22 protein-coding genes are annotated in these 23128 nt (G+C 55.5%); 13 read left to right on the top strand and 9 right to left on the bottom strand.

Going from position 1 to position 23128, the window contains the following annotated elements:
• The first annotated feature begins 23 nt into the window (after positions 1 to 23).
• A complete protein-coding gene (locus tag CCR96_RS12630; protein WP_201220467.1) occupies positions 24 to 623 on the top strand; it encodes a polysaccharide deacetylase family protein in 600 nt (199 codons plus the stop codon).
• On the opposite strand, the gene CCR96_RS12625 is transcribed toward CCR96_RS12630, so the two are convergent.
• Positions 620 to 1129 (bottom strand): hypothetical protein, encoded by a 510-nt coding sequence (locus CCR96_RS12625; protein WP_201220466.1) that lies wholly within the window; start codon positions 1127 to 1129, stop codon positions 620 to 622. The genes CCR96_RS12630 and CCR96_RS12625 overlap by 4 nt on opposite strands.
• Before the next feature lie 514 nt (positions 1130 to 1643).
• On the opposite strand from CCR96_RS12625, the gene CCR96_RS12620 reads away from it, so the two are divergent.
• The 10 genes from CCR96_RS12620 to CCR96_RS25325 all read left to right on the top strand — a co-directional run bounded on the left by CCR96_RS12620 (position 1644) and on the right by CCR96_RS25325 (position 10437).
• The gene (locus CCR96_RS12620; protein ID WP_201220465.1) at positions 1644 to 2102 is read left to right on the top strand and encodes a hypothetical protein; all 459 of its coding nucleotides are present in this window, start codon (positions 1644 to 1646) and stop codon (positions 2100 to 2102) included.
• Positions 2099 to 2851: a nucleotidyl transferase AbiEii/AbiGii toxin family protein gene (locus CCR96_RS12615; RefSeq protein WP_201220464.1), complete on the top strand. Its 753-nt coding sequence runs from the start codon at positions 2099 to 2101 to the stop codon at positions 2849 to 2851. Before CCR96_RS12620 ends, CCR96_RS12615 begins: the two co-directional genes overlap by 4 nt.
• Before the next feature lie 103 nt (positions 2852 to 2954).
• Positions 2955 to 3242, top strand: a complete 288-nt coding sequence (locus CCR96_RS12610; protein WP_201220463.1) for a hypothetical protein — start codon at positions 2955 to 2957, stop codon at positions 3240 to 3242.
• A 91-nt stretch (positions 3243 to 3333) separates the two neighbouring features.
• On the top strand, positions 3334 to 3690 hold the full coding sequence (locus CCR96_RS12605; protein WP_201220462.1) for a hypothetical protein: 357 nt from the start codon (positions 3334 to 3336) through the stop codon (positions 3688 to 3690).
• A 578-nt stretch (positions 3691 to 4268) separates the two neighbouring features.
• Complete coding sequence (locus CCR96_RS25575; RefSeq protein ID WP_201220461.1) at positions 4269 to 4445, top strand: YodC family protein; 177 nt, start codon at positions 4269 to 4271, stop codon at positions 4443 to 4445.
• A gap of 189 nt (positions 4446 to 4634) precedes the next feature.
• The gene (locus CCR96_RS12595; RefSeq protein ID WP_201220460.1) at positions 4635 to 5882 is read left to right on the top strand and encodes a glycosyltransferase family protein; all 1248 of its coding nucleotides are present in this window, start codon (positions 4635 to 4637) and stop codon (positions 5880 to 5882) included.
• A 228-nt stretch (positions 5883 to 6110) separates the two neighbouring features.
• Entirely contained in the window at positions 6111 to 6806 is a 696-nt protein-coding gene (locus CCR96_RS12590) for an FkbM family methyltransferase (protein WP_201220459.1), read from the top strand.
• A 47-nt stretch (positions 6807 to 6853) separates the two neighbouring features.
• Positions 6854 to 8026 (top strand): glycosyltransferase, encoded by a 1173-nt coding sequence (locus CCR96_RS12585; protein WP_201220458.1) that lies wholly within the window; start codon positions 6854 to 6856, stop codon positions 8024 to 8026.
• A 103-nt stretch (positions 8027 to 8129) separates the two neighbouring features.
• Positions 8130 to 9254 carry a glycosyltransferase family 4 protein gene (locus CCR96_RS12580; RefSeq protein ID WP_201220457.1) on the top strand — a complete coding sequence of 375 codons (1125 nt, stop codon included), beginning with the start codon at positions 8130 to 8132 and terminating at the stop codon, positions 9252 to 9254.
• Positions 9255 to 9276: 22 nt separating this feature from the next.
• Positions 9277 to 10437, top strand: a complete 1161-nt coding sequence (locus CCR96_RS25325; RefSeq protein ID WP_201220456.1) for an O-antigen ligase family protein — start codon at positions 9277 to 9279, stop codon at positions 10435 to 10437.
• 479 nt (positions 10438 to 10916) lie between these two features.
• On the opposite strand, the gene CCR96_RS12570 is transcribed toward CCR96_RS25325, so the two are convergent.
• From CCR96_RS12570 to CCR96_RS12540, 7 genes are all read right to left on the bottom strand, one after another.
• Positions 10917 to 11156: a hypothetical protein gene (locus tag CCR96_RS12570; protein ID WP_201220455.1), complete on the bottom strand. Its 240-nt coding sequence runs from the start codon at positions 11154 to 11156 to the stop codon at positions 10917 to 10919.
• A gap of 38 nt (positions 11157 to 11194) precedes the next feature.
• On the bottom strand, positions 11195 to 12469 hold the full coding sequence (locus tag CCR96_RS12565) for a glycosyltransferase family 4 protein (RefSeq protein WP_201220454.1): 1275 nt from the start codon (positions 12467 to 12469) through the stop codon (positions 11195 to 11197).
• Between the two features lie 21 nt (positions 12470 to 12490).
• Positions 12491 to 13957: an undecaprenyl-phosphate glucose phosphotransferase gene (locus tag CCR96_RS12560; protein ID WP_201220453.1), complete on the bottom strand. Its 1467-nt coding sequence runs from the start codon at positions 13955 to 13957 to the stop codon at positions 12491 to 12493.
• Positions 13958 to 14156: 199 nt separating this feature from the next.
• The gene (locus CCR96_RS12555; RefSeq protein WP_201220452.1) at positions 14157 to 14852 is read right to left on the bottom strand and encodes a hypothetical protein; all 696 of its coding nucleotides are present in this window, start codon (positions 14850 to 14852) and stop codon (positions 14157 to 14159) included.
• Positions 14853 to 14874: 22 nt separating this feature from the next.
• Positions 14875 to 17109 (bottom strand): GumC family protein, encoded by a 2235-nt coding sequence (locus CCR96_RS12550; protein WP_201220451.1) that lies wholly within the window; start codon positions 17107 to 17109, stop codon positions 14875 to 14877.
• Positions 17110 to 17184: 75 nt separating this feature from the next.
• Positions 17185 to 17751, bottom strand: a complete 567-nt coding sequence (locus CCR96_RS12545) for a polysaccharide biosynthesis/export family protein (RefSeq protein WP_201220450.1) — start codon at positions 17749 to 17751, stop codon at positions 17185 to 17187.
• Positions 17752 to 17798: 47 nt separating this feature from the next.
• Entirely contained in the window at positions 17799 to 18959 is a 1161-nt protein-coding gene (locus CCR96_RS12540) for an outer membrane beta-barrel protein (RefSeq protein ID WP_201220449.1), read from the bottom strand.
• 407 nt (positions 18960 to 19366) lie between these two features.
• Between CCR96_RS12540 and CCR96_RS12535 the strand changes: the two genes are divergently transcribed.
• Positions 19367 to 20101, top strand: a complete 735-nt coding sequence (locus CCR96_RS12535) for a hypothetical protein (RefSeq protein WP_201220448.1) — start codon at positions 19367 to 19369, stop codon at positions 20099 to 20101.
• A gap of 356 nt (positions 20102 to 20457) precedes the next feature.
• Positions 20458 to 21753 (top strand): Vi polysaccharide biosynthesis UDP-N-acetylglucosamine C-6 dehydrogenase TviB, encoded by a 1296-nt coding sequence (gene tviB, locus CCR96_RS12530; RefSeq protein ID WP_201220447.1) that lies wholly within the window; start codon positions 20458 to 20460, stop codon positions 21751 to 21753.
• 269 nt (positions 21754 to 22022) lie between these two features.
• On the opposite strand, the gene CCR96_RS12525 is transcribed toward tviB, so the two are convergent.
• Positions 22023 to 22583 (bottom strand): hypothetical protein, encoded by a 561-nt coding sequence (locus CCR96_RS12525; protein WP_207191951.1) that lies wholly within the window; start codon positions 22581 to 22583, stop codon positions 22023 to 22025.
• Between the last annotated feature and the right edge of the window lie 545 nt (positions 22584 to 23128).

The raw sequence follows: 23128 nt of genomic DNA, 5'->3' as shown, positions 1-23128 counted from the left end.
ACCTGATCTTTGACAAAGCCGCGATGCAGCGACGCTGGCCCCGCCTGCAGCGCAAGCCGCGCCACGCCCGCGGCCACGAGATCGGCCTCCACCCCGGCTACAACAGCTATCGCCACCCCGAGGCCATGGCCCGTTCCGTCGCCACCCTGCGCCGCGTGCTCGAGGAGGAGGGCATCGACCAACCCCAGCTCGGCGGCCGCCAGCATTATCTGCGCTGGGAAACGCCCACCACCGCGCGCCTCTGGGACGACAACGGCCTCGACTACGACAGCACCCTCAGCTATGCCGACCGCCCCGGCTTCCGCTGTGGCACCTGTCGAGAGTATCCGCTCTACGACCTCCAGCAGCGCCGCCCCCTGCGCCTGCGCGAGCGCCCGCTGATCGTCATGGAATGTTCCGTCATCGCCGAGCGCTACCTGGGGCTAGGCTACAGCGACCAGGCCCTGGCCCTGATGCAGCGCTATCGCAACACCTGCCAGCGCTTTGGTGGTGACTTCACGCTGCTCTGGCATAACTCGCATCTAGGGTCCGGGGCCGATCGGCGGTTTTATCGGGCGTTGGTAGGTGGTCCGCCCCTGGATTGCACTTCGTGCCGCGCTGGGACAGCCGCGCGCTGGCATTAGGCCATTGCGTACACGGCCTCTGGAGCTTGGAACTCGCGTAAGGTCGTACCCTGCGCATAGAGATAATCGATACTGAGATAGAGACCACGATTGATGATTAGCTCATTGCCCTGCTGGTCAATGATCTTATCCTGGCGGTCGTTGAAAGTGGCGTCTTCACTATACTTTTTCCCAATCGCCTTGATGATGAGTTCAGTCTCTTTGGCGCTGGTATGGCGAAAGATATGCCTAGTATAGTAGAGCTGATCTTCGTGTAAGTGAAACTCAAAGTTGACCTTATAGCCAGAGATCTCTCGGCGATAGAGATACAGCTGCTCGCTTGAGGTGTTTTGCGGCGATAGCTTCAAGCTCGGTTGGCCGAGTTTGCGTATCAGATCCCGTGTCGAACTGGCGAAGTCGAGATTGGGGTGAGGATTGATGATTGACCGGGTGCGCTTTGGTCTACGCATCCGTGAGTCTTTTACAATACTCTGGTAGTGTGAGAAATGAAGATAGCGCTCAAACATGTTTGTTCAATAAGTTCAGTTGCAATAGATTTAGGCGCTGCGATAAAGATAACCTGTGCCAGACAGGCGTTTGATAGCACAGGCTACTAGCGGTAAGTTAGTCACGGCCTTTCCGACGCAAAAGCAGATGGCCATCTGTTCCAGTAAACACTCTGTCTGCAACATCGACAAGGCGAGAAAGATGAAGACTTATGAAGGCCCGCGAGCCATCCGGAGACACCACCATGGCCCTGGCCCAGGAAGACTTCAACAAATCGGCCTAGGTCCCGGCTTCCCGGCTGGGACGACGAGAGAAGGAGGGTATTCCGGCCACCATCGTCCGGCTTCCCGGTCACTTCACGTTAGTCATTCCAGTCACTTCACGTTAGTCATTCCAGCCGGGAAGCCGGAATCCAGTGCAGGGAAAGCAACCTCGCAGCAGGCACTGAAGCAGCAGGCACTGCCGTACGGCAGGGCGCTGGTTTCAACACCGCGTGCGTTGCAAGTGCATCCCCACTGGGGATAGTCTTTACGCATGCGTCAACAAGAGATGCTCCGCACCGCCATGAAACAGAGCGGCCAGACACGCCAGCGGATGGCCGAGGGCCTCGGCGTGTCGCGGCGCGCACTGGATAAATGGCTACTGCCTGAAACCTCGGGTGATTTTCGGCGCATGCCCGAAACAGCCCTGCGCCTGTTGGCCGCGCACTATGGCGTTCGGCAGTCGAGCGGTTTTAGCAAACCCTATGACTGGTCCGATCCTGCCATGACCGACAATGCCCTGATCCTTGCCGTCCTGCGGCGAGCAGACTTTGCAGACCTGGTGCAACTCTGCATCGATCAAGGCCTGGACAGGGTCAAGGGGCGCGTCGAAACGGCGCTGGGTCTGGTGCCAGCGGCTGAGCGCCCCATTCTCGAGCGCATCCTCGCCCGCATGCTGCGCAGCATCGATATTGCGCTGTCAGAAGAGCTTAGCCAGCGCCACACGGCATGACAGCGCTCAAACCTGAGTCGTTGCCCCAGGCGACGATCGCGGTGATCGACAAGCTCGCCAATGAAGAAGCGCTGTCTGGCTTTTGTCTGGTGGGCGGCACCGCGATGGCGCTGCAGGCCGGTCACCGTCGAAGTCTCGATGTCGATCTCATCACCTTTGAAGCGTCGCTCGATAAACACGCGCTGTTCAGCGCCATGCAGTCGAGAGGCGCCACCTTGGTGACGCCGGCGTCCATGATCTCGGCCGCCAAGATCAATGGCCTTGACCTGCTGGCCCATGTGCAGGATTACGTCCTTGATGGCGTCAAAGTGCAGTGTTTTGCCGATCCCCGGGGAAAACGCTATGCCATAGGTGTGCGTTCGCAGCCCGGCTGGCGTTTCGGGTTGGCAGATTTGCCGACCCTGTTCGCCATGATGAGCGCCCTGCTACTCAAGCGTTCACGCGCTCGCGATTACTTCGACCTGATGTGGTTCTGCCAGCATCAGGGTAAGACCTTGACTGACATCGTTGCCGCCGCCCAGGCTGCCGACGCCGGACCCGAGGTGCCGACCGTGGTTGAGCACAAACTGCTCGGGCTGCTGCCGTTGGATACCGATGACGAAGGACTGGACCCCGTCGATGTGGGCATCACCCTGACCTCCATCCACGCATATTTTGAGGAACTGTTGCAGGCCCGGGAAATCGCGCTGGCGCGCGACCTGATCGAGAAGCGTCGAGAAACCCAGGGCGATCAGTCCGACGCCTCATGATTGCGCGGGCGACGCATGCGACCTTGCGGGCTTATCAACGGGGTGCTGGTCTGGTCGAGCGCCCCCACCCGGCCGCGAGACTGAGCGCGCCTACGTCCTCGGCGTGCTCCTCGACGACTGGCTTGGCCTGCCTTATCGCCTGACGCAAGCCGCGCGCGACGATGTCTGCATCCGCCCCGGCTACAACAGCTATCGCCAGCCCGAGGCCATGGCCCGATCCGTCGCCACCCTGCGCTGCGTACTCGAGGAGGAGGGCATCCCTGGCCTGGGTCCCGGCTTCCCGGCCGGGACGACGAGAGAAGGAGGGCATCCGGCCACCTCACGTCCGTCCCTCCAGCGGGCGCACTTAACAGGGCTGCGCAGCGGATGTCCAGCTAGCGCCAAAGGTTAGCGCACTGCTAGCATGTCAATAGCAAGCCTTGGCGCAGCCCCGTGCCCCAAGCATAGCGCCCACGCACCGCGAGTCATCCGGAGACACCACCATGGCCCTGGCCCAGGAAGACCTTCAACAAATCGGCGAGTACGTCAAAAACCACATCGGTGAATGGATCGCCGAGCAAAGCCTTGGAAAACCGCCCGTGGTCTATGAGATCGAACTACGTGAGCGCATGGTGCGCGTCGAGGAAGAGCTCAAGCACCAACGCGAGTTGATGCGCCAAGGCTTCGAGCAGGTCGACAAGCGCTTGGAGCAGGTCGATAAGCGCCTGGAGCTCATGAAAACCGACATGGACAAGCGCTTCGACGAGATGCTCAAGCGCCACGACAAACACTTCCTGTGGCTGATCGGATTCATCGCCACTGGCGTTGGCCTGGTGATCACCGCGATACGCTATCTCTAAGCAGACCACCCGCTTACCCTCACTGGCCTAGGTCCCGGCTTCCCTGCCACCTTCCTTCCGTCATCCCCTCCGTCATTCCGGCCGGGAAGCCGGAATCCAGCGCAGGGAAAGCAACCTCGCAGCAGGTAACAAAGCTCAGCAGCGAACCGCCCCTTACCCTCCCCCCACAGGCCAGGGACCCGGCAACCAGCCTCGCTCAAGCGCGATGTCGAGGCGACAAGCTGCGCTTATCTTACTGCCATTCGAGCCTGGTCACTTTACGCCTGATCTTCAACCCCCTAAGGGGCGAGCGAGGGCTCTTAATACTTCTTAATCATAAGCAGCTTGCACCCTCGCTATGAGAGGGCGCATGTTTATGTCAAGTTGAAAACACAGGTACAGCCAAACCAAGCAGCGTTGAGTGTTACTGAAGTGCTCATCTGGACCTGTCAGGGCTTAGTCCATCTCTCAGATGGCCTCAGAATGTTAGAGTAAGTTTCTTATTTTTAACGTTCTGAATATGCATGGGAAAAATCACTTCTCGTGATGCGAGAAGTTTTTGATTGTTGGTTTAACATTTCATTCTAGAGGAAAATTGAATGTTTAAGATTGGAGATACTGTTAGGTTAAAAACCGGCGGCCCGTTGATGACCGTCGCACTCATAAAGTCTGACACCGAGATCTTGTGTGTATGGTTTGTTGACGATGAGAAGAAGTCAGACGCCTTTCATCCCGATGTATTAGATGCAGATGATGGTATGCCGTCATCGGTGTAGTTCTATCGAATCTGGTGCCCAACGCAGCGCTCCCCAACTTCCGCTGTGGCACCTGCCGCGAGTATCCGCACTCCGGCCTCCAGGAGAGCAGGTACCGTGGTCTCGGCTATCGCAGCGGGATTATAGCGCTCATACACGCATCACAACCATATTCAACTTGACCAACTCGCGCTTTCGCATGGAAAACTTATGGAAAAGATGACTGGCAAAACAATAAAAAAGCCGATCGCTATTGTCTTGACTAATGCTAATTTTGAATCAAGAAAACGAATTTCGAGGAATATTAAGGTATTGGAAGATATGGGGTATAAACTGCTTGTGTCTTCGCCACATGTGCCGACTGATAAGCATTTACTATATTGGCCGCTTCAAAGCCGTAGCATCAACGATTTGCAAGCAGGTAGCTTTATAAAAAAAATCACAACTACATTATGGTTTGCTACTACACTCCCTTTATCTTTAATGGCTGCTTTATTTGGTGGCTTTTGGTTGTCTTGGTTTTTAACTACTCAAAGTAAAATTCTAAGCCCATATAAGATTGAGGCATTAAGTGATGTAAATCTTATTCTAGTTGAGGATATCAGTCTCAGCCTTTTAGGGCTGAAGATAAAATCTATCAGTCACGCAAAATTTGTACTTGATCTAAGAGACTTCTATTGGCGCAACGATTTGATAGGGTCTAGTTCAGAGCGAGGCTTGACTAAAATTATAGCCATTGCGGTCAAGGCGCTAGATCATTTGCTTACCAAAAAGACCTACTTAGAGTTTCTACCAAAATATGATGAAGTCATTTGTGTTAGTAATGGCCACTCAAAAAAGTTGAGAAATATTTTTAATATAAATTCAAGCGTTGTTTTAAGCGCTGTTGAATACCGGCAAGACTTGGCCCCGCAGCCGGTGAATTCAGAAGATATAAAGCTGGTATACCACGGAATCGGCAACCGTCAAAGAAGTATAGATATGTTGATTGAGGCAGTGAATTTATCACCAGAAAACATATCCTTACATTTGTATTTAACAGACATTTCTGTTGAATATCTTGAGTCTCTTAGAAAAATAGCATCTAAAAAAATACACTTCCATGAACCAATAGCGTATGAACGCCTTATTACTGAAACAAATAGTTATGATGTAGGCTTGGCGTTTTTCCCTCCATTGCACTCCAGCCTAGAGGATGCATTACCGAATAAATTCTTTGAGTATGTTCAGGCTCGCTTGGCTGTTATATCAGGGCCCTCGGAAGATATGAGCGAAATAATTAATAAGTATGATATTGGCCTGGTGACAAAGGCATTCACTGTCGAAGATCTTAGGTCTGCAATAGTCACCTGTACCCCTGAAAGTATTTTAAAGATGAAGTGCAATTCGTCAATTTTAGCGTCAAAAGTTAATTTTGAATCTGAGAGCGCCAAGTTAATAGATATATTATCGAGCTAGTCCAGAAAGCAAAGGCTGTCTGATAATATCTGGTGCTGCTTTGTAAAGTTGCTGCTCTAAACATTTTTAATAATAATTTTCTAAAGAATTAATAATAGACATGCGCAATGTGAATTTTTTGTATCAGCCGGGTATAGCCCAATTAAGATATGCTGGCGGCCGTAACCGGGCCAACTGTGATATACGGCTCGAGGGTAATGATCTGCTGCCTCCTAAAAGGAAATGCTGATGTCTCCACGTATGCACAAATATCTCAAGCTTCTGCAGTGTCCCGCCTGCTGGCCAGCCTTGATGCAAGGCGTTGCCGCGACGCTGGAGCACGACAGTGCCCTGGGTGGTGAGCATTACGCGACCGTCATCGATGTCGGCGCCAACAAGGGCCAGTTCGCCACCTACGCCCGGTTGCGCTGGCCTGATGCTCGTCGGATCTGTTTCGAGCCCCTACCTGAGGCCAGGGCCAAGCTTGAACGCGTCATGCGTGGTCAGGCTGAGATTCACGACTGCGCCCTTGGTGCTGATTCAGGTGAAGGCGACATGCATATCGCCACACGCACCGACTCTTCCTCGCTGCTGGCGCTGGGTGACCGCCAAAAGGCCATCTTCGGGATGGAGGAATCAGGGACACTGCGAGTTCCCATCCAACGCCTGGATACCTGCATTAGCCCGCCGATCGCGCGGCCGAGTTTGCTGAAGATCGACGTTCAGGGCTTTGAACTGGAAGTGCTCAAGGGCGCAACCGCGCTGTTGCCCGAGATCGATACGATCTATGTCGAGGCCTCAGATTTGGAACTCTACCATGGTCAAGCGCTCAGGGGCGAAGTCGAACAGTTGCTCACTGAGGCCGGATTTGACGAAGCAGGGCATTTCAATGATCAACTTGAAAAGGGGCAGCGCATTCAAGCCGATTGGCTGTTTCAGCGTTAAAGGTTGATGTCATACCTACTCGCTTCATTTCCCCCCAAGGGCTTTGAATGAACATCCTGCATGTCATTACCACCCTGGCCCCTCGTTACGGAGGACCCACCACAGTCTTAAAGGCGCTGGCGCAACAGCAGGCGCGAGCGGGCCTTAAGGTGACGATTTGCACCACAAACGCTGATCATCCCAGAGGTGTCCTGGATGTACAGCCCAATGTCCCGATAGAGGAAGAAGGTGTCACCACTTGGTATTTCTCGGTCGATTTTCAGCCATTGGTCGTTTCGCACACTCTGCGTCGCTGGGCAAGGAAAACGCTGCCGCGCTTTGATCTTATCCATATCCATGGTCTGTACCGCTTTCCCCCTACTTACTGCGCATGGCTTGCTAGAAAACTCGGTATCCCCTACATCGTCATGCCGCATGGGGCGCTAGACCCTTATCTGTATGCCCGCAGCGGGAAATCCCTCTGGCTAAAACGTCGCTATGAACGCTGGTTCGACCGCCCCAATCTGAACGGCGCCAGCGCCATTCATTACACCGCAGAGGACGAGCGCCGCCTCGCCGGTTTCTTGAACCTGCGATCGCCGTCCTTCGTGGTGCCCAATGGCCTGGATTGGGCACCTTTTGAACATCTACCAACCCGTGGTGATTTTCGAGCGGCACACTCGCTTGGTGAAGCCCCATTATTGCTGTTCCTCGGTCGCCTGCATTACGTAAAGGGGCTTGATATCTTGATCACAGCCTTCGATCGAGTACACCAGTTACATCCAGATGCCCGCTTAGCCATTGTTGGTCCAGTTAACGACGACTATGGCGAGCGGGTGCGTGTTTGGGTGCGGGAACGGGAACTCGAAGCCGCTGTGATCTTTGTTGACTTTATGACCGGTGCTGACGTGATCCAAGCCTATGTGGATTCCGATGTCTTCGTGTTGCCATCTTACACAGAAAGCTTTGGCATGACGGTTGTCGAAGCGATGGCCTGTGAATTACCAGTGGTCATTTCACGTAACGTCAACATTCATCGAGAGGTAGCGGAGGAGGGCGCTGGCTTGGTAACAGACTGTGATGCTGATGATGTTGCAAGTGCAATACTAGAACTGCTTAATGATTCAGAACGGCGAAAGCGGATGGGTGTTTCAGGTCGGCAGGCTTCACATAGGCGATATACATGGCCAAGTATCGTTGAAAAACTAAGTCAAGAGTACCGGCGATTAATAGATGATTAAACGTATTGGAGTGATAGATTCAAAGGAAGTGATTGTGATACTTAAGTTACGGTAATGTTTGCAGCAAAAGGTCGTCTCTGAGAGAACAAGTGGTAGATTAATAATGCAAATAGGACGGGATAAAACCACAATTGTTTTTCTCTGGGATAACTTTGGCCCCTATCACATGGATCGGATTGAGGCTGTGCAACGACATCTTGCAAAACGGTTTAAGGTTATTGGGATTGAGCTGACGCCGAAAAGTGATACGTATGCTTGGGCGTCAAGGATATCCGATACCTTTGAGAAGCGTACCGTCTTCACAGGCAAGGTTCCCAAATCGCCGATTTTGCGATTGCTCCGAATCCTCGCTCATCTGCCGCCACCGCATGAGACCTGTTTTTTCCTTTGTCATTATCAGAATTCCGCTATTTTCCTGCTGGCGATCGTTCTACATTTACGCGGCGGTCGAGTTATCACGATAAACGACTCGAAATTCGATGATAAGCCTAGGCAGGTTTGGCGCGAGATCGGTAAAGCTTTTTATCTTTGGCCCTATCACGGGGCGCTCTCTAATGGCGTGCGCTCTAAGCAGTATTGGCAATTTCTCGGCTTGAAGCCTGAGACAATTCATGGTGAATGCAACACAGTTAGCCTAGAACGTATCCGTCGTCAAGCTGGTGTGCCGCCTGCCCCAGATGGACCAGTATTCCAAGAACGGCATTTCACTGTGATTGCGCGTTTCGTGCCGAAGAAAAACCTGTCTATGCTCTTGTCCGCCTACGCCATATATTGGAAGACGGTTGATAAGCCACGCCCATTGTATCTCTGCGGTTCAGGACCAGGCGAAGCTGCTCTGAGGCAACAGGCTGATACCTTGGGCATCACTGATTATCTCGTCTTTAGCGGCTGGTTACAGGATGAGGCGATCAGCCAGACGCTTGGGAAAACCCTCGCCTTGCTGTTACCAAGTGTTGAGGAGCAATTTGGCATTGTCGTGATCGAGGCGCAGGCGATGGGGCTACCAGTCATCCTCTCCGATAATTGCGGCGCACGAGATCTGCTGGTGCGTAGCGGGGTCAACGGTTTTGTCGTTGAGCCTGATAATCCATGCGGCATGGCGTATTTCATGAGGCTTTTGAGCGAGGATGATGGATTATGGCGACGGATGTGCAAGGAGGCGATTGCAAGTGCGCCGCAGGGGGATGTGTGTCAATTTGTTGATGGGGTATTGAAATCTTGCAGCTAAAACTCATTTTGGAGTAATGGACGTGAGAATTTCTCTTAGGCAGGTTATAGCAGTAGTCATATTTTTTTGGGTGTTAGCGCTATTTTATGAAGCATTGACTGCACCGCCGCGACTATACGTTGATGGTGTGTTGGTCGAGATTGAACGATCCCGGTCGATGATGCTAGCCGTTGCGGCATTGTTTGGGGCTACTGCATTGTTGATCTTGGTTAGAATGTTCAGCCAGACTATCAGTGTCATTAAAGGCAGTATTGCGAATTTTCTAATTATTGTACTTGCGCTCGCTATTTTTATTATAAATCTAATTCAGTTGAACCTTGAAGCTTCGGGGTACTCTATAATTTTTTTAGTTTTCGTTCTGGTCGCGATGCATGCTAATAGAGTTTTTAGTTGTCAACATTACTTTGCATTATCTAGTGCTCTTATTGCCATACTGCTTGTCCTTGTTATGGTTCATGGTTTTCCTGATGGGCGTTGGATTGGCGGTCTTCACCCAGGTTTTACTGGAGCTTTTGCCCTAGCTGCTACCTATTTTGCTGCTCGTTCATCTAGTAATCTACGCTGGGTTATGTATGCAATCGCGTTTTTTTTCTCTGCCATTGTCTCTTCTCGTTATGCGATCGTAGCGATAACTCTAGTCATTATCTCGGATGCGTTGGCGGTTAATCTGAGATTGTCAATGACTAAGCTTCTACTGTTGATGATTAGTTTCTCTGCTGTTGTTTTTATATTAGCCATAGGATTTGATTATTTCCTGCAGACTCTTCTGCAAACTGATGATCCTTCACGTGGTATTGGTAGTGGATTCAGTGGGCGTTTGGATATGTATTCTGACTTTTACCCCCAGATCAATCAACGTCCGCTGTTTGGCTATGGTTTTCGGAATCGCAACGCTTATTTCCCGACGCATAATGGTATCTTGGATTATATGCTTGAGAATGGTGTATTATTATTCGCGCTCTTCTTTGTCATTATACTTGCGCGTTTATTGCAATGTGTGGTGCGGGTCCGGCACGAATGGAATCGTCGAGACCTGTTGAGGATTGGATGCTGGTGCGCGTGGCTATTTTCAGGTTTTTTTATTCCGCAACTGATCAATTTCGGCGATGCATTTGCGCTAATGACAATCTTTCTTTTGACTGATGATGGAACACCTGTGCCGAATACGATAGTCACAACTTAATCATAACTATAAACGGGATTCGGTGACGGCGTGATTAGGTGCGTTTAGCAAATTGCTGCACATCGGGTGAACTTCTCCTAGATGCCAATTGCCTCTAGTCCACCCATTCTGTATTTTATGATCAGGCGGTAACTGTTAAAGATTAGTTTTATGATGATGCTGAAATGGCAGTAGCGAAGATTTCGTGCTTGCGAGGGTTGGGGCCTTGTTTGCAGGCGAGCGGTTGCTCATTGTAAAAACCAAGGCTTTATCGAGTTGCTAAAGGCTTTGATTAGGCATTTGTTGGTGATGCGCCATGGACTGTTGAGGTGCTACACTCACTGTCTTGCCTGAAATCTGCTCAAACTACACGTATTGATGCCTGGTTTTATTTCTTTTTGACGAAAATGTTCCAAATTGCTCCAAATGCTTCAGGTGTTAGGCGAAATAGTATTTTCATCATAAACCATGCCGATTCAGATGAGCCAAAATATGCTGGCTCAGCATTTGATATCTACGCCGATGACAGTCGCGAACTTCCCGGTAGGTGTCATCAGCGCTTTTTTATACTCTGACCTTTCTGTGTATGCAGCTGCGCCACGCCCAGCGCCAAGGTCGAGAACGACCATATCCTTTCTTAGCAACGCATTGACTCTCTGATAGAATTGAATGGTTCTGTCGACAGATGAGAAACCCCTGACGGTGGTTTCCGGATAAAAATACTGCTTGATGGTGTTCATGTTTTTTCAGTGCTGAAAATTGATTATTTTGGCATAGTTTAACCAATGCCTTTGTAGGCATGATTTAGATTCTTTGCCTCAGTATTTTTCAGTTTGGCGATAAGTGTGAGATAGTCACCGCTTGCGGCTTTACGCCCAGCATGCCGCTCAACATACTCACGCCCATTCCGTCCCAAACGCTTCCGCTCGGCCGGGTCGGCACTCAGCAGATAAACGGCGTCGGCTAGCGCTTGTGGTTGATTCGGTGCGCAGGTGACGAAGGCATCGGTTTCGTAGCGGAGCTGGTCGAGCGGTGAGCCGGGGGCGGCAGTGCAGATGAAGGGGCGGCCCGCGGCCATGATTGCGTAGATCTTGCTCGGCACGGCAAAGGCTGCGCCGGCGGGTTCTTGCGGTACCAAGTGGATGTGACCTTCAGCTAAGCCGGCGTTGAGTTGTTCGGCTGGTCGCAAGGGTTCGAAGTGCAGATTGTTGAGGCTGCGTGCCTCGGCATGTTGTTGGAGCGTCTCGCGGTAGTTGCCTTGGCCACGGATGATCAGTCTGGCCTGGGGCTGTTGGTGCTGTAGCTGCTCGGCGAGGTCGATGAGTTGGTCCAGGCCCTGTTTGCGGCCGATGTTGCCGCTGTAGAGCAGGGTAATGGGTCCCGGTGGCTCGGGCAGCGGATAAATCCGTTGGTCGTCGACGGTGGGTGGGATGATGCTGGTTGGTGTGCGCACCCCAAGCCTTTCGATCGTCGTCTTCATGGCCGAGGACAGGGTCACGATCTGGTCGGCGCGATTGAGGGCGATGCGTTCCAGGCGTTCGAGCAGTTGGGTCAGCGGCGATGGCCGCGTAATCTTGAGCGATTGGGCGAGGCCGGACTGGATGTCGTGCACGATGGCGATGCGGCGGGTGCTCGCGGGCACTGCTAGCTGCATGGCGGCCACGGCCAAGATGGAGGGGCAGATGGCGATGGCAACGGTTGGCTTGGGGCGTCTGACAAGGTGCCACCAGGAGCCAAGCGCATGCAGACCCTCGGCCATGAGGATCGATCGCAGACGACCGCCGGTCTGGGGCGGTGCTGGAACCCGGATGATCGAGACTCCCTGGTGGGTTTCGCGATCGCGCGCGCCGTCTCGATAGTCCGGGAAGATGGCTTGCTCGGGATAGGACGGGCGAGTGGTCAAGACAGTGACCTGGGCGCCGGCGGCGACAAAGGCCTCGGCCATTTGCTGCACGGGTGGCGCACCACCTGCCTTTTCTGGCCAATAACAGAGTGAGACGATCACGACTCTAGGGGCGTCGTCGTCGAACTGGTCTTTGTTGCGGGTCAACATCAATGATCTCTGGAGTGCGATTCAGTAAGCGTTTTGCTGTTGGCTGACCAGGATCTTGGCGGTCTTCAGCAGCACCACCAGGTCAAGGAAGAGGCTCCAGTGATCGATATAGTAGAGATCGTGCTCGACGCGCTTGACCAACTTGTGGACATGGTCGGTTTCGCCGCGCCAACCGTTGCATTGGGCCCAGCCAGTGATGCCGGGCTTGACGCGATGGCGGCTGGCGTAGGCGTCGACGGCTTCTTGAAACAGCAGGCCTCCGGCTTTCGTATTCAGTGCGTGGGGGCGGGGTCCAACCACTGACATCGAGCCCTCAATGACATTGAACAATTGCGGCAGCTCGTCGAGGCTAGTTCGGCGAATCCAACGGCCTACTCGTGTCACGCGTGGGTCGTGCCGCTGGGTCTGTTGATCGGCATGGGCATCGGTCTGCTCGACAAACATGGAGCGGAATTTATAGATCTTGATTAGATTGTTGTTGAATCCGAGCCGTTCTTGAACAAAGAGAATCGGGCCTTTCGATTCGAGCTTGATCGCCAGAGCAATGAGCCCAAGCAGCGGCAGTAAGAGCATGACAGCAGGTATCGCAATGGCGAGGTCTTCAGCGCGCTTGAGCAGTGCGCTCCAGTCGCTGATGGGCCGGTCTTTGAGGCTGAGCACGTGCATGCCGCCAATGCGATACATCGGGCGATCGGCGTAACTGAGCTCGATATGGTCGGGCGCCATGTAGAGGTCGACGGCCCAATGGGAGAGCTTTTGTACCAGTTGATGGATGCGTGCGACGGCGGTGCGCGGTAGGGCGATGATCACCAGATCAATACTTTGATTTGCAACCAAGGACTGGATGATGTCGGTATCGCCGAGTAGAGGCGCATCGGGGGCGCGATGCATGGCATGTCGGGTTTCGCGGTCGTCGATGAATCCAACAATGTCAATCCCATGACCTTTGAAGCTGTTGAGCTGCTGATAGACCTTTTGGCCTTGGGGGCCGGCACCGACGATGACGGCGCGGCGGTGTAGGATCTGGCCTTGCCGTGTTCGGGCCAGGTACCAGGTCAGCACCACGCGGCTGGCGAGCACGTAGAAGGTGAAGAGCAGCAGCCAGCTGCCGACCCAGAGACGAGAGTAGTCATCGGTCCACTTGAGGATGAAACCGATCAGCAGCAGGGTGCCAAAGGCTACCAGGATGGCGGCGAACGCCTTGGTGGTACATGCGATCTGTTCGGCAAAGTGGCGCCAGTCGTAGAATTTACTGGCAAAGCTGTAGGTTGCAAAGGCGATCCAGGCGATGAGTATGGCGCCGCCATAGCGAATCCAGGTGGCCTGGTTGGATTCGGGAAGCAGGATGAGGAAGAAGAGCAGCCCGCCGAGGATGAGCGCTACTGAATCGGCAAGGAACAGTAGATAGTTTGGTCGGCTGATCCAGGCTGGTTTTTGCCAACTGATCGGCCATTGCTTGGGCATGGCTATCGTTGATGATAATTGCATGACGCTCCTTCTCCATTACCGACGAGAAACGACCTGCCTTTGGTCTGGCAAGCTGATGATGCGCTGTGACAGACTGATTATTGGCCTATGCTAAAGCTTAATCAAGATAGTGTTTATGAAGACATGTAAATCAAGGATGAAGAATAGCGGTCCATGAAGAAAGATGAAGGATGGGCTGCTCGATCAATAAGAAAGATCATTAGTGTTGTGTGGCGCGCGTCAGTTGTTGCTCGAATTGGGCCAGGGCCTGGGGCTGGTCTCTGAGCAACTGTCTGATCAGCGTGGCTCGGCGATGCCGATTGCTGACCCAGGTGATGATCGCGCGCGGGACTCCGTGTTTCGCTGGCCCCAGGTAAGCCGATTGCACGTCGGTGCGCAGCCGTTTGAGTAAGACCCTGTTCCAGTGCCTGGGGCAGTGGGTGGCAAGCTCGAGGCGGTAGGTGAGGAGGTTGGGCTCGATCGGCGCGACCCGGTAGGACTGCTGCAGGGCGGCCATGGCCTGTGCGCAGTCGCCGGCCGGTGGCAGGCGCAGGTTGGCCAGGTAGGCCCAGGCCAGCGGCTGGACCGGGGCGCGAGCCAGGCTGGCGGTGAGGGCGCTGTGGATGGCGGCGTGTTGCTGTTCACGCGTCTGTGGGTCATGGCTGTACTGGCGCAGCAGGAGTGCTGTGCTGGCCAGGCGGCGCCATTCTTGTGCGCCACGGCGTTGCGGCGGGATGCGTGCATAACGCTCAGCACTGTCGCGGAGGACAGCCTGCGCTTGTTCTTTATCGGTGAAGCGTGCCTGCTGCTGCTCGAAATAGCTGTTGGCGGGGATGCGGCTGAGCTGGCTGAGTAGTTGGTTGCCGGCAAGTAAGAATAAGGCGAGGGCGATGGCTGCGACCAAGGTTGCGCGCACGGAGTCGCCCGGCGTCCAGTGCTTAGTTGCGGTAGTAGTTACCATAGCGGTTGTAGTAGGAGGCGTAGTCGCCGTAGCCATAGTAAGCGTGTTTTTTCAAGTTGACCTGGGTGAGCAGGGCGCCGGCCTCCGGGGCATGGGCCTTGCGGAGCAGGGCCAAGGCATGCTTCACGGCATCGCGGGGGGTGGATTCCCATTTGACGACGAAGACGGCGGCGTCGACCTGGTGGCTGAGCAGGAGCGCGTCTGAGACGGCCAGCAACGGTGGGGTATCGACGAGGATGAGGTCGTAGTCTTGTCCAGCTTCGTCGAGCAGGCGCCGCATGTTGTCGGACTGCAGTAGGGTCTGTGGATGCTCGATGTTGCCGCTCGAGGTCAGGGCGTGGAGACCACTGGCGGGGTCGGTCTGCAGGCATTGGCGCCAATCCGTGACCTCGCCGGTCAGATAAGCGGCGAGGACATCGGTGTTGTCGGCGGCGGCGCTATTGAACAGGGTCTTACCGATCTTACCGCGGCGTAGATCGGCCTCGATGAGCAGCACGCGGTTATTGCCAGCCAGGGCGAGCAGGCGCCCAAAGCTGAGGCAGAAGGTGCTCTTGCCTTCATTGGGCAGCGCGGAGGTGACTAGCAGGCGCTTTGGTTTCTCGCCGGCCGGGCACGCATAGGCGATGGAGGTGTACACCGAACGCAAGGCCTCGGCATAGGAGGAGGTGGGCTTCCTCTGCACGTACTGGTGTGGCTCTTGGCCTTTGAGCTTGAGTGGGCTGAGTTTTGGCACCATGCCTAGCCCTTTGATGTGCAGTGCCTTTTCGAGCTGCTCTGGGGTGCGATAGCCGTTATCTAGAGCCTCGAGCAGGAAGGCGAGGCCCAGGCCGATCATCAGCGATAACACGAGGGCGACGGCCAGGATCAGTTTCTTGTTGGGAAAGCTGGGGCCTGTGGGTACTTGGGCCTTGGAGATGATGCGGGCGTCGGCCTGCTGCATCTGGTCCTGATTGCTGGTCTCTTTGAAGCGGGCGAGGAAGGTCTCGAGCAGCACGCGGCTGGTTTCGGCTTCGCGCTCGAGCTCGCGCAGTTGGATGCTGGCCTTTTGCAGGTCAGCGCTTTCGTCTTTGAGGAGTTCGAGGTTTTCGCTGAGGGCGGCGACCCGGGCCTGTGCGACCTGGACCTCGTTCTCGAGGCTTTGGGTGATCTTCTTGACCTCTTCATCGAGCTTGCTACGGATGTCGCGCAGCTCGGAGCGGACGTCGATGCTGTCGGGATGGCGCGGGCCGTAGCGCTCGGAGATCTCGGCGAGCTTGCGGCGGACTTGCGCCTCTTGCTGGCCGAGGTTTTGGATCATCGAGGAATCCAAGACCTCGGCGAGGGCAACGGCGCTGGTTTGGCCACGAGCCAGCACTTGGCGATAGCGTGCCTGTGCCTCGGCGAGCTGGGTCTTGGCGTTGACCAGGTCCATGTTGATCTGAGCGAGCTGCTGCTCGCTGATGGTGCCTTGGCCGGATTCGATGATGGAGAATTGTTCCCGGTAGGCCTGCACGGCTTGTTCGGCGTCTTGCACGCGCTTGCGCAGCTCGGCAATGCGGGTGCTGAGCCAGTTGGTGGCGCGCTCAGTGCCCTCGTATTTGGCCTCGAGTTGGTCGTCTAGATAGATGTCGGCCAGGGTATTGGCCAGACGTGCGGACAGCTTTGGGTCTTCGGTCTCGAAGTCGATGCTGATCGAATAAGACAGCTTGGGGTTTGTGACTGTCAGCGCGCTGCTCACCGCATTGACCACGCTCGCGCGCTCGCGCGCCAGGCGCTCTTCTTCGCTCAGGGGCTCGGCGGGTCTTTTCAGCCCCAATGCGATCAGCCAGTCTGAGGAGAGGTAGGTGCGCGGGTCGAGGAACTGTAAGATCGAGCGCTCATCGCGCAGCGCGGCGTTGAACTCCGGATTGTTGATCAGGTTGAGCCGCTCGACGAGCTGACTGACGAGTCGACGTGAGGAGATGATGTCGAGTTCGGTGCGGATGGCGCTGGCATCGGCCGACAAGCCGGAGATGACGGCTTGGATATCGATCACGGATTCGCTGCGCGTCTGCAGGCTGAGCAGGGCCGAGGCGGTATAGCGCGGGGTGAGCTGCACCAGCACCATGAACGCCAGCAGACAGAGGAACATGGCCGTGCCGAGGATGACGACTCGCCGCCGCCAGAGCACACTCAGTAACTCGCGGATGTCGATGAGTTCGGCGCCTGCCGGGTTGGCAGGGGCAGTGTCCATTGCGGTTGAAGGCCGTTGTGGCACGGTCGGTAATGGCGGACCTGCGGGCGACGTCCATACGTTTTCAGGTTTCAATTAAAAGAATCGCTCTTTAACGGTGATGACGTCATCAGGCTTGATCGGCGTTGTGTTGCGGACCTGGCCGATCTCTTTGTCGCCGCGCTGAACCATGATCTTATTCTTGGCCGCGCGGGGCGTGAATCCACCGGCGATGGCGACCGCGTGTAAGACGGTCATATCGGCCATGTAGGGATAACTGCCCGGCTTTTTGACCTCGCCGATGATGAAGAAAGGGCGATAGTCGAGCACCTCGACGGCGACGCTTGGATTGCCGAAGAAGCCAGCGCGCAGTGCTTGCTCGATGAGTTGTTGGGCCTCGAAGACGGTACCACCACCAACGGCAACGGGCTCGATCAAGGGCATGGCGACCGAGCCATTGGCGCTGACGTTGTATTCACCGGAAAGATAGGGCTCGCCAAAGACGGTGACGCGTAGCTTATCGCCGGGTCCCAGTTGATAATCGGCGTCCTGCGCGATGAGGGATTGAGCCGTGATCAGCAGCAATAGGCCGAGCAGGAGTCGTATCGGCCGCAGGCTGAACCGAGCCGGTGGTTGGGTGATGGCGTGTCGCACTCTGTCCATATCGTTTGTCGAGGCTTGGAAGTTTAAAGATTTTAAGATTTAGAGGTTTAAAAACTCAGACGTAAGGCGATCTGCACTAGATTTTTGTCGTAATCAGCACTGTTGTCGGTGCTATCGCGCTCGCGATAGCTGTACTCAGCCCGAATACTGGCGAAGCGGGTGAGTGTGTAATTGAGTCCGGTGCTGAGCCCGAAATCGCGATCGTTGCGGGAGGAGCCGTCGTATTCGCTGTCGTTGTAGTCGAGTCCGGCTGTGATGACGAGCGACTGCAAGAGCTGGTGTTCGACATTGAGGGCGCCAAAGGTGCTGACGATGGCTGAGGCGCCGGCCTCGGTGGTTTCATAGGTTTGGCGCGAGAGCGTGCCCATGACGGAGGTGAGCGCGGTTGGATTCCAGAGGACATCGCCGCGCAGGGTCAGCGCATTGAGGCCGCTGATGTCTTCAAGGCTGCTGTCAGCAAAATTGCGTGGTTGATAGCCAACGGCGAGGTCAATGACCCAGAGATCACTGATGGTCTTGCTTGCACCCAGATCGATACTGAACCCGCTGTTGTTGCGGTTGGGGCCGCCAAAGCGCGTGGAGTCGTCGTAGTCGACGTCTTGGTAACCGATTCCGAGATAGGCCGTGGCCGTGGGAATGGGCTCATAGCCTAGGCGCATGCCGAGATTGGTCTGAGTTCGGTCTCGGTCTGAATTGTTGAGGGTGCCGCCGCCGATGGCTTGGCTCTTGGCGTAGGTTAGACGCTCGATACCGCCGCTGAGACTCAGCGTGAAGATGCTGATGTCGCGCTTGAGGCCGAGGCTGGCGGCGCGTTGATCATAGGTGAGCGGCTCCTTGGCGGCACCGATGTTGGACGATGAAGACCGCGGCGTGGAGGCATGGCGGTAGAGCAGGTCGGTGGAGAGCTGGGTGCCCTGTACGACATCCAGAACAGTGCTGTTCTGGAAGTAGTAATTGTGATAATCCTCGTCGCTGTTGGTCTCATAAAGACCGAGGTTGCCGCCAGCCTCAAATTCGACCTGGTGCCGATTCCAATTCGAAGCAAGGCTTGCGACGGGGACGATGGCGGTAATGAGATCATCGATCTCATCGTTTGGCGTTGCGTAGATGTTGTCGTCGTAGCGCAGGCCCAAGTCGAGGCGTGGCGTCAGCGTCCATCCGCCCAAGCGGAGAAATCCAGGGTCTTGATGATTCAGTGGGCGCTGCATGACGCTGAGATCATAGGCAATCTCGGCGGGATCAGTTTGCGCCCTAGCGAGGGGCACAATGAGCGGTAGGCAGGCGAAGGCAGTCGCTAGGCTGCTAATACGTGTTCGCAAAACAGTGCCCCTTTAACCAAGGTTGGATCTGCTTCTGGAGAAACGGTCAATCGTCTCGGTCCGAGAAGGCTTCATCAGGCGCCAAGTAAATAAACACGGAGCGCTGGCGATCGACAAGCACTCAATGATGAAGTTTTGTAAACATCTTCATCGTTCTTCATCTTCACCGTTCTTCATTTTTATCGGCCTAGGCTTCATTAGATAATAGGGCTTCCTCTGACAATCTCGGTTACCGCTAAAACGAAGGTGCCCTAATGAAGAACCTCCGCATCGCTGTTCCGCTTCTGAGCATGCTGATGTCCTTTGGCGTTCACATCAGCGCCCAAGCCCAGCCCGGGCTCGAAACAGCGGCCACAAGCGCTGAATCTGTCAGCGCTCAGGTCGTCATCTCGCCTGAGATCCTGAGCCAGGCCATTGTTGATGGGAACCTCGAGGAGGTCATCGCCGAGGCCCTCGGTGAGAACCCAGGACCGGATCAGATCAATGCGCTGCAAGGAGCGCTCGATGTGCTGGCAGTGAATGCGCCAGCCGATGCCGCCGTTGCCGCGCGTGCCGTGGTCGCGCGCGCGCAAGTGCTAGCGATCGATCATCCGCAGGCGGCGGTCGACGTCGCTCGGTCAGCGACCCGCGTACTGACCTATCCCGGGGTTGCTGACACCGATCCTAATGGCGTTGGGCAGGCCCTAGCGGATGTAGTGGGCGTGGTCACGCTAGCGATGCGCTCGGCCGAGAGCCAAGGTGTCACGCTCACAGGGACCGAGATCGCCGAGCAGGCGGTCCAGTTCGCCCAGACCAACGACGCCGTCAGCGCCGCCGTACCCGAATTCAACGAGCGCGTCGCTGAGGCCGAAGAGCTGGCCAACATCCAAGCCGATCTGGCCGGTGTCATGCCTGCCGCTGGGGGCGATGAGGCTGGGTTAGGGGGCGACACTGGCCCTGGAGAGGCCGCTGAGCTGGTGAGCACGCTGGCCAGTAGCGTCGGCGAGGGTGGTGGTGGAGGCGGCTCGATCATCAGTCCGGCAGCACGCTAGCGCGATCGCGCATGAAGCGACCGATGCGAGCTGCATGAAGCCATCCAACGCCTGCGGCGCGGGATGCGCCGCAGGTCATGATCTGCCGCCTGTTGCAACCGTGCCCGCGGACCCTGGCGCGCTTTGAGCGCGCGTTAAAATCGCGGCCGGTTGAGTATGCTTTAGGGGCAAAAGCCCTTGCCATCAGCGAGCGTGAACAGTTAAATGGCGAGCAAGTTCATTGATGAACTCACTCGCCAACACAATCCAGCCAAGGTGTCCAAGCATCAACAAATGTCCCCAAAAAGATCAAAAAGATCAACCGGGGCATCGCGGCAGCTTTGGCTTATCCTATGGCTTACCTAGGGCACCGCCCCATGGACCCAACCCACGCCTACCTCACTGACCCAAGCAGCCCTATCGCCATCATCGGCCTGGGCTACGTCGGCCTTCCGCTGGCGGTCGAATTCGGTAAACAGCGCCCGGTCATCGGCTTCGACATCAAACCCGGCCGCGTCGCCGAGCTGCAAGCCGGCACCGACAGCACCCGCGAGACCACCCCAGAGGATCTCGCCGAAGCACAACAGCTGCAATACACCAGCGACCCCGAGGCCCTGCGCGCCTGCAGAATCTTCATCGTCACCGTGCCCACGCCGATCGACGCCTACAAGCGGCCCGACCTCAACCCGCTGCTCAAGGCCAGCGCCAGCGTCGGCCAGGCGCTCAAGCCCGGCGACCTGGTCATCTACGAGTCCACCGTCTACCCCGGCTGCACCGAGGATGACTGCGTACCGGTGCTCGAGCAACATTCCGGCCTGACCTACAACCGCGACTTTTTCTGCGGCTACAGCCCAGAGCGCATCAATCCCGGTGACAAGGCACACCGCCTAACCACCATCAAAAAAGTCACCGCCGGTTCCACACCCGCCATTGCCGAGCAGGTCGATGCCCTCTACCGTGCGATCATCACCGCCGGTACCCACAAGGCCGAGAGCATCGCGGTGGCCGAAGCCGCCAAGGTCATCGAAAACACTCAGCGGGATCTCAACATCGCGCTGATCAACGAACTCGCGATCATCTTCAACCGCCTCAGCATCGATACCCAGGCCGTGCTCGAAGCCGCCGGCAGCAAATGGAACTTCCTCCCGTTCCGCCCCGGCTTGGTCGGCGGCCACTGCATCGGCGTCGATCCCTACTACCTGACGCACAAGGCCCAGGCCATCGGCTACCATCCCGAGATCATCCTTGCCGGGCGGCGCCTCAACGACACCATGGGCGCCTACGTGGTCGGGCAACTGATCAAGGCCATGACGCGTCGACGCATCCCCATCGGCGACAGCCGGCTGCTCGTGCTCGGCCTCACCTTCAAGGAAAACTGCCCGGACCTGCGCAACACCAGGGTGGTAGACATCATCGACGAGCTGAAAGACTATCAGTGCCAAGTCGATGTGCACGACCCCTGGGCCTCAGCGGAGGAGGCGCGAGATGAGTATGGAATCGAGCTGACCGCGCAGCCCGCACAGGGGGCTTATGACGCCGTGATCGTTGCCGTGGCGCATGATCAGTTCAAGGCGCTAGGCCAACAAGGGCTCCGGGCCTTCGGCAAGGCGGAGCATGTGCTTTACGATCTGAAATATGTGCTGCCGGCGGATGGGGCGGATGTGCGGCTCTAAGCCGATTTGCGTATGAGCCTTATCTAATAAAGCAGTAATAGTCGACCTGGAACTCGACGATGGTAAATAAGGGCCCCCTTGCGCCGCGCGGGCTCTTGCATCAGTGGTGTTGTCAACGGGCAAGGCTGCAAGAGTGGGGGCTGCCCCGCATGTGCCGCTCGCTGAATGGCGGGGGACGAGCGGCGCGGCTATCTTGGTGTGGGCTGAGCGGTCATGCACTGGGGCTGGAAAAGCCGGCATGTTGATTGTTAAGTGGTCGCTTGTATGCTTCACAAACTGCCGAAGGTAGAGTGATGCGCGCGCAGGTATTCGAGTTGCAGTACATCGTTATCACGAGCAAAGATCTCATTGCCTTGTGGGTCAATGATCTTTTCATTTTCGGGATCAAACAATCTGTCATCGAGATATTTGGCTCTCAAAGCGCAAAATACCTCGTTGGCATCACTCAAGCTGAGTTTGCAGAAACTGCGCTTAACGTAGAAGAGGCGTGATTGATGAAAATGAAATTCGAGTCTCTGCTTATACCCCGCTGTTTCAATCCGATAGAATAAGAGATGCTCCTTGATCGTGTAGAGATTGAGTTCGGGCTCACCAAGTAAGGTCGCCAATGCCAGTGGCGAACATCCAAAATCTAAATACGGATGAGGCTTGATGATGGTTGGGGTATTTCTGGGAATTCGCGACACTGATATCTCAATCAGCGCCTGATAGTAAGCCGACTTTGTATAATCGCCACCAGCCAACTCCGACTGATGATCAGGATGATTATCACGATGCGCACCTAGGTGCTTTACATCCATTTCGAAGAGCCCCTGAAAGTTCATGATCATTATCCTCCGTCCTCGTGCGGATGATCGTGTCTGGGAAGGTATCATCCCGCTATACCTAAGTAAACACTGAGCGCTGTCGGCCGACAAGTGCTGGAAAATGAAGCTTTGTAAAGTTTTGGCGTGAGGCGCTGTTAACGTGAATCTCACGCGATTTATGTTCCAGATTCATGTTCCAGATTCATGCTCGAGAGTGGTGCTGCGCTATGAAATTTAGCTGCGCCTGTCCCTTTATATGAAGAAGAATTAAGAGACCTTGCTTATCAGGACTCGAGCTGTCAAGTTTAGGGAGGATTAGTCGATTGCTAGCATCGGGATAGAGGTTCTCATTATGGTCAGTCGCGTTACGCAAACTCGAAGCGGGCAGAAGATCGATGTGCCGCTGAGTCTCGCCTCGATGAGAGACGTCAGTCGTCGGGTTGCGGCGATGCAGAGTTCCGTGGCACGAGATCTTGACGGGGTGCGGCAACTGTTCGGTACCGTCAACTTTCGTGATCCAGTTGGTCGGCGACCGGTGGTTTCGGAGATTGCGGCGGGGAGCGGCCGCC

The organism is Halochromatium roseum (assembly GCF_016653315.1).
In the GTDB taxonomy this organism is placed as follows: Bacteria; Pseudomonadota; Gammaproteobacteria; order Chromatiales; family Chromatiaceae; genus Lamprobacter; species Lamprobacter roseus.
Note: the sequence above shows the minus strand (reverse complement) of the source record. Positions and strands in the feature narration are given on the sequence as shown.